The 10,888-nt window shown below is 63.8% G+C and carries 11 protein-coding genes; 5 read left to right on the top strand and 6 right to left on the bottom strand.

Annotated features, from left to right (window positions below):
• Positions 1–4: 4 nt before the first annotated feature.
• A complete protein-coding gene (locus tag NKI05_RS30080; RefSeq protein ID WP_023749016.1) occupies positions 5–574 on the top strand; it encodes a hypothetical protein in 570 nt (189 codons plus the stop codon).
• Positions 575–596: 22 nt separating this feature from the next.
• Positions 597–1,016 carry an MAPEG family protein gene (locus NKI05_RS30085; protein ID WP_023673032.1) on the top strand — a complete coding sequence of 140 codons (420 nt, stop codon included), beginning with the start codon at positions 597–599 and terminating at the stop codon, positions 1,014–1,016.
• Positions 1,017–1,079: 63 nt separating this feature from the next.
• Here NKI05_RS30085 and rnd read toward each other — a convergent pair whose 3' ends face one another.
• The 3 genes from rnd to NKI05_RS30100 all read right to left on the bottom strand — a co-directional run bounded on the left by rnd (position 1,080) and on the right by NKI05_RS30100 (position 4,861).
• Entirely contained in the window at positions 1,080–2,231 is a 1,152-nt protein-coding gene (rnd, locus tag NKI05_RS30090; protein WP_023682426.1) for a ribonuclease D, read from the bottom strand.
• Positions 2,232–2,306: 75 nt separating this feature from the next.
• Entirely contained in the window at positions 2,307–3,551 is a 1,245-nt protein-coding gene (locus NKI05_RS30095) for an MFS transporter (RefSeq protein ID WP_023816213.1), read from the bottom strand.
• 104 nt (positions 3,552–3,655) lie between these two features.
• Positions 3,656–4,861: an MFS transporter gene (locus tag NKI05_RS30100; protein ID WP_023816212.1), complete on the bottom strand. Its 1,206-nt coding sequence runs from the start codon at positions 4,859–4,861 to the stop codon at positions 3,656–3,658.
• Positions 4,862–4,973: 112 nt separating this feature from the next.
• Here NKI05_RS30100 and NKI05_RS30105 point away from each other — a divergent pair, with 112 nt between their 5' ends.
• Positions 4,974–5,732 (top strand): DeoR/GlpR family DNA-binding transcription regulator, encoded by a 759-nt coding sequence (locus NKI05_RS30105; protein WP_023816211.1) that lies wholly within the window; start codon positions 4,974–4,976, stop codon positions 5,730–5,732.
• Positions 5,733–5,773: 41 nt separating this feature from the next.
• Here NKI05_RS30105 and NKI05_RS30110 read toward each other — a convergent pair whose 3' ends face one another.
• Positions 5,774–6,655, bottom strand: a complete 882-nt coding sequence (locus tag NKI05_RS30110) for a DMT family transporter (protein WP_023816210.1) — start codon at positions 6,653–6,655, stop codon at positions 5,774–5,776.
• A gap of 94 nt (positions 6,656–6,749) precedes the next feature.
• On the opposite strand from NKI05_RS30110, the gene NKI05_RS30115 reads away from it, so the two are divergent.
• On the top strand, positions 6,750–7,610 hold the full coding sequence (locus NKI05_RS30115; protein WP_081727421.1) for a LysR family transcriptional regulator: 861 nt from the start codon (positions 6,750–6,752) through the stop codon (positions 7,608–7,610).
• Between the two features lie 27 nt (positions 7,611–7,637).
• Here NKI05_RS30115 and NKI05_RS30120 read toward each other — a convergent pair whose 3' ends face one another.
• Entirely contained in the window at positions 7,638–8,057 is a 420-nt protein-coding gene (locus tag NKI05_RS30120; protein WP_023816209.1) for a hypothetical protein, read from the bottom strand.
• Positions 8,058–8,277: 220 nt separating this feature from the next.
• Here NKI05_RS30120 and aspS point away from each other — a divergent pair, with 220 nt between their 5' ends.
• The gene (aspS, locus tag NKI05_RS30125; RefSeq protein ID WP_023816208.1) at positions 8,278–10,065 is read left to right on the top strand and encodes an aspartate--tRNA ligase; all 1,788 of its coding nucleotides are present in this window, start codon (positions 8,278–8,280) and stop codon (positions 10,063–10,065) included.
• 245 nt (positions 10,066–10,310) lie between these two features.
• On the opposite strand, the gene NKI05_RS30130 is transcribed toward aspS, so the two are convergent.
• The coding region (locus NKI05_RS30130) for an integrase core domain-containing protein (protein ID WP_352793945.1) at positions 10,311–10,888 on the bottom strand (578 nt) is incomplete at its 5' end.

Raw genomic sequence — 10,888 nt, forward strand, 5'->3', positions numbered from 1 at the left:
GTACATGCTCTGGCGCCACCAGGCGACGATCGTGCTGCGGCTGGCGCGCCATGCCGGCGCGCTGTGCTTTGCCGCCGCGGCGGTTTTCATCATCATGACGCTGCTGGAATTCTTCTATTTCCGCCGGCTGAGCGGTGGCCTGCCGTCGCTCGACGTGCGCCTTGGCGGGTTCACGCCCGACGAGGGCATGGCCTGGCTGACGGCACTCGGCCGACGCGGCAGCGAGATCATCCTGGTCTGGCACTATTTGACTTTCGACCTTCTCTTCCCGGCGCTGCTGTCGCTGACCATGGTCAGCCTGATCCTGGCAACCGGGCGGCGGCTGAAGAATTTTCGTGCCATGCCGGTGCAGCTTCAGGCGCTGTTCGCGCTGGTCATCGTGCTGCCCTACACGTGCGCCGACTACGCCCAGAACATTGCGGTGGCGCGGCTTCTGTCCGATGCGCTGTCGGCCAACCCGGATTCTCTGTCTTTCGCCTCGTCGCTGATCGTCACCAAATTCGCGCTGCTGGCGATCCCCGTCATCGTCATCGCGTTTTTGATCCTTGCCGCCCAGCGGCGTCCACAGGCATGAACGACAGAGCAGGGGCAACGCCATGAGCCAGACCGCGATTTTCTGGCCGATGCTGGCGCAGGTGTTGCTCGTCTATATCGTCTATGTCGTGATGGGCCGGCGCCGCTACGGCGCGGTCAAATCGGGCGAGGCCAAGGTCGGTCAATACAAGGTGCGCACGACCGAGCCCGGGTCGAGCGTCACGGTTGCCAACAATCTCATCAACCAGTTCGAACTGCCGGTGCTGTTCTATGTGCTGTGCCTGGCGCTGCACGCGACCAATGGCGTCAATTATCTGACCCTGGCGTTGATGTGGATTTTCGTGATTTCCCGCTATGGCCACGCCTGGGTCCACCTCACCAGCAACAATCTGCGGTTTCGCAGCCGCGCCTTCTACGTCGGCGCGATCATTCTCTTGTTGGCATGGATCTGGTTCGCGCTACACCTGCTCGGAGCGGTGTAGGGCAGTTGTTTACCCTCCCCCTTGTGGGGAGGGTCGCTCCGCGCAGCGGAGCGGGGTGGGGGTCTACAAATCGAACACCGCGATCTTGCGCTTGTCGAACTTGATGCCGATTTCGCCGCGCACCAGCTTCAGTGCGGCTTCGCCGAACACGGCGCGTCGCCAGCCCTGCAGGGCCGGCACGTCGGCATCCTCGCCCTCGGCGGCGATGCGGTCGATGTCGTCGCTGGACGCCAGCACTTTCGAGGCGACGCCTTCCTTCTCGGCGACGATCCGCAACAGAACCTTCAGCAGCTCGGAGGCGGCATTGGAGCCCTCGGGCGGCTGAAAGCTCTTGGGCAGCTTCGGCATCTCTTCGCGGGGCAAAGCGAGCGCCGTGTTGACCGCGCCAAGCAATGCGGTAGCCGTCGACGAACGCTCCCAGCCTTTCGGCGTCGTGCGCAGCTTGCCCAACGCTGCCGCATCGCGCGGCGCCTGCTGGGCGACCTCGTATATGGCGTCGTCCTTGAGCACCCGGCCGCGCGGCACGTCACGCTCGCGCGCCTCGCGTTCGCGCCATGCCGCCACCGTCTGCACGATCGCCAGCTCCTGCGGCTTGCGCAGCCGCATCTTCAGCCGCTTCCAAGCGTCTTCGGGGTGCGGATCGTAGGTCTCGCGCGAAGTCAGCACCTCCATTTCCTCGTTTAGCCAATGGGCGCGGTTTTCCCGCTCCAGTTCGGCGCTGAGATGCTTGTAGACGTCGATCAGATGGGTGACGTCGGCCAAGGCATAGTCGAGTTGCTTGTCCGACAGCGGCCGGTGGCGCCAGTCGGTGAAACGCGAGGATTTGTCGAGCCGTGCGCCGGTGATGCGCTGCACCAGCTGATCGTAGGAGACGCTGTCGCCGAAGCCGCAGACCATGGCCGCGACCTGGGTGTCGAACACCGGATGGGGCACCAGATCGCCGAGATGGACGATGATTTCAATGTCCTGGCGCGCGGCATGGAAAACCTTGACCACCGCCTCATTGGCCATCAGCCGGAAGAACGGGGCGAGGTTGATGTCGGGCGCCAGCGGGTCGATCAGCGCGGTGACGCCGGGCGCCGCCATCTGGATCAGGCACAGAATCGGCCAGAATGTCGTTTCGCGGATGAATTCGGTGTCGACGGTGACGAAATCCGACTTTTCAAAAGCGGCGAGAACGGACTCGAGCTCATTTTGGGTGGTGATGACGTGCATCAAATCGCTTTTTAGTAACGGGTAAGGTTCTCTTTCAATTTCAGCCATGGGCGCTTTCGTCAAGCCGCCCTTCGGTCAAGTATCAGCCGATCCGTCGGAATCGCCATTTCTGCGCGCCAGCCGCGCGAAGACGGTTGATGTGCGCAGCAGCGCCGTGAAGCGGCTGCGCTTGCCCGCCGGCACGCTGCCGCGCACCTGCATGCGGTAGAGAATGACGGCGATGAGGGTGGCGTAGACGACTGCGCTGAAGACAAACAGGGCGCCCGGTCCGAAATGTTGCATCACTGCGGACGCCGCGAAGGGGCCACCAATGGCGCCGAAGGAATAGAACAGCATCAAGGCGGCGTTGATCAGCACGAACTCGCCCTTGTCGGCGCGGTCGTTGGAATGCGCCGCCGATAGCGAATAGAGCGGCATGGCGAAGCTGCCGAAGATGAAGACGATGATCAAATTGAGGGTCGGATCGGCGCCGGCGACGAAGACCAGCGCCAGCGCCGCGAACATGGCGCCGCATGTCGTGGCCAAAAGCACCGCGCGCCGATCCCAGCGGTCGGAGAGGTAGCCCAGCGGATACTGGATGAGGGCGCCGCCGAAGATGCCGACGCTGACGAAGGTGACGACATCGGCCACCGACATGCCGATCTGCTCGGCATAGACCGGCGACAGCGTGCGGAACGCGCTGTTGGTGACGCCGACGCAGATGCAGCCGAAGCAGCCGAGCGGCGAAATCCGCCAGACGCGGGCGAGATCGAGCTTGACGTCTTCCGGCGGCGTCGGGTTGGAGCGGTCGCCGAGCGACACCGGAACCAGCGACAGCGTGATCATCATCGACATGATGGCGAAGATGGCAAAGCCGCCGGGGCCGAAGATCGGGATCAGGAACTGCGCGCCGGTCACCGAGCCGATATCGACCATGCGGTAGATGGCCAGCACGCGCGCACGATCCTTGTTTTCGACGCCGGAGTTCAGCCAGGCTTCCATGACGGTGAACAGACCGGCAAAGCAGAAACCGCCGGCAAAGCGCACCGCGCACCACATCACCGGATCGATGATCAGCACCAGGAGCAGCGTACTGGCCGCGGCGATGGCGGCGAGCGCTGAAAACGTCCGGACATGGCCGACTGCCTTGAGGATGCGGGTGACTGCGAGGCAACCAAGCAGGAAGCCGGCGAAATAGAACGTGCCCATCAGGCCGATGTCGGCGGCCGAAAACCCTTCCTGCGCGCCGCGCAACGCGATCAGCGTGCCCTGCAGCCCGTTGCCGCCAAGCAGGATGCCGGCGGCGATGAGGAGCGGGATCAGCGGGCGGATGGAGGACATACGGAACCGTTGCTTAGGTGGCTCCACAGTTCTGAACTATCGGTGTGGCCAATGCCAGTGGCTTGTCCCGCCGCCAACAGGTGTGTGGCTTCAAGTGCGGCCGTTCAAGCTCCGTCGGCCCTCGCCAAAGCTTCGCTCGCTGGCGCAGGCTTGCCCCGGGCAGCCCTTCGGCCAAGCGAGCCGGCGGTCAGCAGGCTGAGCATGATGAAGGGGATGCCGATACCGAAGGCCGAGCGAATGCCCCAATGGTCGGAGACGAAGCCGAGCAATGGCGGGCCGAGCAGGAAGGCGACGAAGGAGATCTGCGACAGCGCCGCGACATTGATTGCCGCGGAGCGGTCCGTGCGTTGGGCCGCCGCCGAGATCGCCAGCGGAAAGATCGCGCTGCTGCCGATGCCAAGTAGCGCAAAGCCCAGCATCGATACGAGCGGGGCAGGCGAGAAGAAGACGAGCAGCACGCCGACCGCCATCGTCGCCAGCAGCACCCGCGCCACGACGCTCGGCGAGTGGCGGTCGACAAAGGAGTCGGCAAAGAAGCGCGTGCTCGCTTGCGAGAATGCAAACAGCGCCACGGTGAAGCCGGCGACGAAAGGGCCCGCATCGAACACGGTGCGCATGTAGATTGCCGACCAGTCGATGCTGGCGCCTTCCATCAGCATCGCCGACAGTGTCACCGCGACGAGGACGAGGATCGGCAGCGTCGGCCGCGCCAGCCTTGGCGCCGTCTCGTCATTGCCAGCGAAGCGGCTCGGCGCCGGTTCGTAACCGCCGAGAAACAGCGCGATTCCTGTCGCCACCATCGGTACGACAATCGCCAGGTGCAGTTGCGGCGAAATGCCGAGATGCGCAAGCGCGGCGCCGAACAGGCCGGCGCCGAAAAAGCCGATGCTCCAGAACGAATGCGCCCGGTTCATGATCCGGCGCTTGAGCAGGAATTCGGTTCTATCGGCCTCGACATTGAGAATGATCTCGACGCTGCCGATCATCAGGCCGACCGGAAACAGCATCAGGAACAGCGCAAGCGGCCCAGGCGCATGCACGGCAATGGCAAAGACAACCGACAAAAGCGGCACCAGCCCGAGCAGCGCGCGGCGGAAGCCGATGCGCTCCAGGATCGGCGCCGCCAGCGTCAGCGCGGTCAAGGTGCCGATCGGCGTCCCGATCAGGCTTAGCCCGAGCGTGCCGTCCCCGATGCCCATGGCGTGCTTGATGTCGGGCAGCCGCGGGAAGATTTGGCCCATGGCGAACGAATAGATCGCAAAGCCGGCGTAGACCCGGTGTTGCGGAGCGAGGCGGAGGCCAAAGGTCATGACCATGCTTTCGGGGAAGAGAGTCGACGGTTGTCACTGTTTGATATGCCTACATCTTGCACAAACATGCAAATCGTGCAAGAACGTGCATGGAAAAAAACAGGATCATGCAATGCTGACCGATGAGCGGCATCAAATTATTCGCGATCGCCTGGCCGTCGAGGGAAGGGTGCTGGCCGGCGAGCTGGCAGGCCGCTTCGGCGTTTCGGAAGACACGGTTCGGCGCGACCTCAGGGAGTTGGCCAAGGCCGGGCAGTGCCGCCGCGTCTATGGCGGCGCGGTCGCGGCCGCACCCTTCGCGGCCACGCCGGTCGGCCTGCGCGCCGGCCATGCGGTCGAAGAAAAGACGCGGCTGGCCCGCGCGACCGTGGCACTGCTTTCGCGCGGACAGACCCTGTTCATCGACAGCGGCTCGACCAATGCCGCGATCGCCAGGGCCATCCCGCGCGACATCGATCTGACCGTCGCCACCAATTCGCTCGAAATTGCCTCCATCCTGTCAGACCACGCTTTGGTCGAACTGATTGTGCTGGGCGGGCGGTTCGACCGCCATCTCGGCGCCTGCGTCGGCGCCGACACGCTTGCCGCTGTCGCGCAACTTGGCGCGGACCTGTTTGTTCTCGGATCCTGCGGTCTCGATGCGTCGCGCGGCGTCACGGCCTTCGATTCGGCTGAGGCCGAGGTAAAGCGGGCGATGGCCAAGAACAGCGCAGGCATCGTCATCGCTGTAACCAACGACAAGCTAGCCACAGCCGCACCCTACCGGGTCGCCAGGCCAGAGGCGATCCGCCACCTCGTGGTCGAAAAGACCGCGCCGGCCGCGGTCCTCGCCGACTTCGAACGCCAGGGCGCTGAAATCCACTTCGCTTGAAGTAGCGCCGTGCGCGGGCTGTTCACGCAAGAGGCTGACCGTCACAGGCCGAATCTTCTGGTGGCTCCCGATGCGATTGCTATTCCAGTCAGCACCGCCACGAGCCCGACAAGCAGGTTCGCGCCGACCTGTTCGCCCAGGACGACGACGGCGAAGATCGACGCCGTCACCGGATTGACCGCGACCGAGACGGCAACCAGTGTCGGCGCGGCGCGCCCGAGCGCGAACCCCCAGAGGAAGAAAATGAAGGCACCGCAGACGATGGCGAGATATCCGCTCGCGATCCATTGCGATGCATTGAGCGTCGCAAGCCGCGCCAGGCCGCCGTTCGAGGCGGCAATCACCGACAGGCAGATGGCCCCCACGCCCATGCCGAACGCCACGAACGGGATCGGCGTGGTGCGCGACAGGAATGGTCGTGACCAGACGCTGTAGAGCGCCATGCAGAACGCCGCCGCGACCATGATGAGGTCGCCGCGCCATGCGCCTGCGGGAGCAGTCGCCAGGCTGGTGCCGAGCGCGACGGCCACCCCCGCCACGGCGATCAGGACGCCGACGATCTTGCGCATGGTAGGCGGCTCGATCCGCAGAACCGCGCCGGCAAGCATGGTGAGCAGCGGCAGTGTCGAAAGCGCCAGCGCACCGCGCGCCGCCGTGGTGTAGACAAGGGCGCCATTGAAGAGCACCGAAAACAGCCCGAAGAACAGCAGGCCCAGGGCGCCGGCGCCAAGCCAGTCGCTCTTCGCAGGCCATTTGTCCCGCCGCCAGAGCGCCACTGCGGCCAGAACCAGAAAGCCGCCGCTGAACCGCACCGCGCCGATGGTAATCGGATCGAGAGTACCGGCGAGATATCGGGTTGCGCCGACAGCGGTGCCGCCAAGAGCGCTGGAAAGAATCGCCGCCAGCACGCCCAGAATTTCCATTCTTGTCCCAACCTGGCCAGTTCGGCGCCAGCGATATCGGGCAGGCGGGTCGAAAGGAATCGAATAAGTGCAATGAGTTTGATAATGCTTGGCTATGAACACCCTGGATCCCGAACTGCTGCGCGCCTTCATCGTCGTTGCCGACCGGCTCTCGTTCACGCGCGCCGCCGAACAGCTCAATCGAACGCAGGCAGCCGTCAGCCTGCAGGTGAAGCGCCTTGAGGAACGCCTCGACACCGCGCTGTTTCGCCGCTCGACCGCTCGAGTTGAACTGACCGCGGCCGGGGAGGGGTTTTTGACCGATGCCCGCCGTATCCTTGCCCTCAACGAGCAGGCGATAGCACGCGTTTCCAATCAGCGTGTGGCCGGGCACGTTCGCATCGGGGTGATGGAAGACTATGGCACCAAAATCCTGCCAAGCCTGCTTGCCGATATTGCCCAGCGATTTCCGCTCGTGCAGGTCGACATGGAGATCGGTCTCACCGCCTTGCTGCTCAAACGCCTCGGCTCATCTTTCGACGCCGTCATCGCCATGCACCCGGAAGGTACCTCCGAGGGCGATCTGATATGCCGCGAGCGTGCGATCTGGGCGGCCGCCTCCACCCGTGCCGTCGAAGAGCTCGATCCGCTGCCCGTCGCGCTGTCCTATCCCGATTGCCTGTTTCGCGCCTGGGCCATCGAGGCGCTCGACAAAGCCGGCCGTCCCTGGCGGTTGGCCTATGTCAGCCCGAGCCTGGCTGCTACGGAAGCAATCGTCGGGCAGGGCCTCGCGATCACCGTGGTCAAAGGCAGCATGCTGGCGCCGGGCCTGCGCGGTATCAATCCCGGCCGTTATGTGCCGCCATTGCCGGGGGCGGAGATACGCCTTCATCGCGCCGCAACGTCCTCCGCCAGCGCTTCATTGGTCATCGATCATCTTGCACAACGCCTCCAGCAGTCGGCTTTGGGCTCCTAGGCGGGGAGCCAGCTTAAAAGCAATCGTTCAAACCGTGCTGGAATTCGGCGCTTTCCTCGACGCAGCGTGTACGATGAACGCTTCAATATCTTCCTTCGAATAGCCAAGAAGAGTGCCTTCAAGCCTCGCCAGATCATTCGATGTGAAGATGTTGAAGGCCTCTCCGCTGCGGCACATCCGGGAGATCAACAAGCTCAGTTTGCAGCGCCATTCCTCTGTCGGCAGGCAGTAGCGGCGATCTTCCACGGACGTTTCTGGATCAAAGTGGGTGAACTTCAGGATGCGGCCTTGGCCGACAAACGGTGCAAAGCCCGCATCGCCAATATCTTCGGCGTCCACACCCGGCTCCGTCCCGAACAGGGCCATTGGCTTGTCGCCCTGAAGCATCAGTTCCAACTCGCGGCCATTGTGTGGCCCGACGCCCGGTGGAACTGTACGTTTTGGCATAAAGCATCTCCAGATTGCTTGAGGACGGCACTGTTGCGGGGAACACTTCTGGCGGCAAGCGCCAAGCCTGGCAAAGACTTCATGCTGACTAGCGGATAGAGAGACGACCCAAACCCGACTCGCCTTGACAAATCAGGCCTCCCATGCGCTTTTCGCGCAAATTTTGGACCGGGCTTTGAGCTCGGCCCACAACCCAGCACCCCGGACTTTTGACATGACAATGCATCGTTACCGCAGCCACACCTGTGCCCAGTTGAGAAAGAGCGATGTCGGCTCTTCCGTCCGCCTGTCGGGCTGGGTGCATCGCGTGCGTGACCATGGCGGCCTGCTGTTCATCGATCTGCGTGACCATTACGGCTTGACCCAGATCGTCGCCGATCCGGATTCGCCCGCCTTCAAGGTCGCCGAGACGCTGCGTGGCGAATGGGTGATCCGCGTCGACGGCGAGGTCAAGGCGCGCCTGCCGGACACCACCAACGCCAACTTGCCGACCGGCGAGATCGAAATCTTTGCCCGCGAGGTCGAGGTGCTGTCGGCAGCCAAGGAATTGCCGCTGCCGGTGTTCGGCGAGCCGGACTATCCCGAAGACATCCGCCTGAAGTATCGCTTCCTCGACCTGCGCCGCGAGACGCTGCACAGGAACATCGTGGCGCGCACCAAGATCATCGCTGAGATGCGCAAGCGCATGACCGATGTCGGCTTCACCGAGTTCTCGACGCCGATCCTGACGGCTTCCTCGCCGGAAGGCGCACGCGACTTCCTGGTGCCGTCGCGCATCCATCCCGGCACCTTCTACGCGCTGCCGCAGGCGCCGCAGCAGTACAAGCAGCTGATCATGGTTTCGGGCTTCGACCGCTATTTCCAGATCGCGCCCTGCTTCCGCGACGAGGACCCGCGCGCCGACCGCCTGCCCGGCGAATTCTACCAGCTCGACCTCGAGATGAGCTTCGTCGAGCAGGACGACGTGCTGTCGACCATGGAACCGGTGATGCGGGGCGTCTTCGAGACTTTCGCCAACGGCAAGCCGGTGACGCAGACATTCCAGCGCATCCCGTACGATGTCGCGATGCGCAAATACGGCTCCGACAAGCCGGACCTGCGCAACCCGATCGAGATGCAGGCCGTCTCCGACCATTTCCGCGATTCCGGCTTCAAGGTGTTCGCCAACATCCTGGCCAACGATCCGAAGGCCGAAGTGTGGGGCATTCCGGCCAAGACCGGCGGCAGCCGCGCCTTCTGCGACCGCATGAACTCGTGGGCGCAGGGCGAGGGCCAGCCGGGACTGGGTTACATCTTCTGGCGCAAGGAAGGCGACAAGCTTGAAGGCGCCGGTCCGCTGGCCAAGAACATCGGCGAGGAGCGCACCGAGGCGATCCGCCAGCAGCTCGGCCTTGCCGATGGCGACGCCGCCTTCTTCGTCGCCGGCGATCCGAAGAAGTTCGTCACCTTCGCAGGCGCCGCACGCACGCGCGCCGGCGAGGAGCTGAACCTTGTCGACCGCGAGCGTTTTGAACTGTGCTGGATTATCGACTTCCCCTTCTATGAATGGGACGAGGAGGCGAAAGCGATCGATTTTGCCCACAACCCGTTCTCGATGCCGCAAGGTGGTATGGAAGCTCTGACGACCAAGGATCCGCTGGAAATCAAGGCCTTCCAGTACGACATGGTTTGCAACGGCTTCGAGATCGCCTCGGGCGGCATCCGCAACCATCTGCCCGAAACCATGGTCAAGGCATTCGAGATACGCGGCCTCGACCGCCAGACCGTCGAGGAGCGTTTTGGCGGCCTCTATCGCGCCTTCCAGTATGGCGCGCCGCCGCATGGCGGCATGGCGGCCGGCGTCGACCGCGTGGTCATGCTGCTGGTCGGCGCCAAGAACCTGCGCGAGATCACCATGTTCCCGATGAACCAGCAGGCCTACGATTTGTTGATGAACGCGCCTTCGGAAGCCTCGCCGCAGCAGTTGCGTGATCTGTCGCTGCGTGTCGCGGCAGTGAAGAAGGACTGACGGCAGCGTTGCAACTGCCCTTTCTCCCCGTCTCTATACGGGGAGAAATGTCCGGCAGGACAATGAGGGGCAGCACGCATGCAGGCGATTGGCGAACGGCCTTAGCAGTTGGCGCCTTCTGACAATCGGTTCAGCATCGAACTACAATTTGCAGGCGTTGGCGCCGCCCCTCATCTGCCTGCCGGTGTCCAGCCGATAGATGGGTAACACTTTGAACCGGATACATAGGTGACACTTCTCTCCCCCTATGCGTCCGCCGCAGCGCCAAGCGGATTGGTTGGCGCGGCGCTGCGGCGGACAAGCTTCATGTGCCGTGTGTCGATGATGCCGAGCGGGTGGGCATGGAATGAGAGTGTCCATTGTCCGTCTTCGGTCTCCAACGCAGCGACCGGTTCGCCCGCCAGCGCTTGCGAGACATATATGAAGCCGCCATTCCATCGGATCTCGCCATTGTGGCGCACGCGGCGGACCGAGGCCTCGGCCGGATAGACGGGCTCGGGTGGTGTCCTGGGCATGGCGCGCTGTGAGGACCGGTAGTGCTGGGCGGGCGTATCCATGCCCAGCGCCTCATGGGGACGTTCCTCATTGTAGCTGTGGCGGAAGGTCTCGAAGGCCTGGCCCTGTGCCGTTCGGTCGGCTTCCGGTGCCTCGGCCATCGGCAGCATGGTCAGGTGAAAGCGCTCGTGACGTCCGTTCTGCTGTGGCCTGCCGGGTGCGATCCGCTCCAAGGTGATGCCGAGCTTGATGAAGCGCACGACAAGCGGCGTCAGCCCGGTGACGCCGGCCGATGCGAAGGGCGGGCCATTGTCGCTTCTGAAGCGAT

Origin of the sequence: Mesorhizobium sp. M0771, from assembly GCF_040320155.1 — a bacterium.
Lineage (GTDB): Bacteria > Pseudomonadota > Alphaproteobacteria > Rhizobiales > Rhizobiaceae > Mesorhizobium.

Bases quoted from the DNA above. Each gene is read 5' to 3' on its own strand.
- NKI05_RS30110 (WP_023816210.1), bottom strand. From the start codon at position 6,655: ATGGAAATTCTGGGCGTGCTGGCGGCGATTCTTTCCAGCGCTCTTGGC.
- NKI05_RS30120 (WP_023816209.1), bottom strand. From the start codon at position 8,057: ATGCCAAAACGTACAGTTCCACCGGGCGTCGGGCCACACAATGGCCGC.
- NKI05_RS30105 (WP_023816211.1), top strand. From the start codon at position 4,974: ATGCTGACCGATGAGCGGCATCAAATTATTCGCGATCGCCTGGCCGTC.
- NKI05_RS30095 (WP_023816213.1), bottom strand. From the start codon at position 3,551: ATGTCCTCCATCCGCCCGCTGATCCCGCTCCTCATCGCCGCCGGCATC.
- NKI05_RS30080 (WP_023749016.1), top strand. From the start codon at position 5: ATGCTCTGGCGCCACCAGGCGACGATCGTGCTGCGGCTGGCGCGCCAT.
- NKI05_RS30115 (WP_081727421.1), top strand. From the start codon at position 6,750: ATGAACACCCTGGATCCCGAACTGCTGCGCGCCTTCATCGTCGTTGCC.
- aspS (WP_023816208.1), top strand. From the start codon at position 8,278: ATGCATCGTTACCGCAGCCACACCTGTGCCCAGTTGAGAAAGAGCGAT.
- NKI05_RS30085 (WP_023673032.1), top strand. From the start codon at position 597: ATGAGCCAGACCGCGATTTTCTGGCCGATGCTGGCGCAGGTGTTGCTC.
- rnd (WP_023682426.1), bottom strand. From the start codon at position 2,231: ATGCACGTCATCACCACCCAAAATGAGCTCGAGTCCGTTCTCGCCGCT.
- NKI05_RS30100 (WP_023816212.1), bottom strand. From the start codon at position 4,861: ATGACCTTTGGCCTCCGCCTCGCTCCGCAACACCGGGTCTACGCCGGC.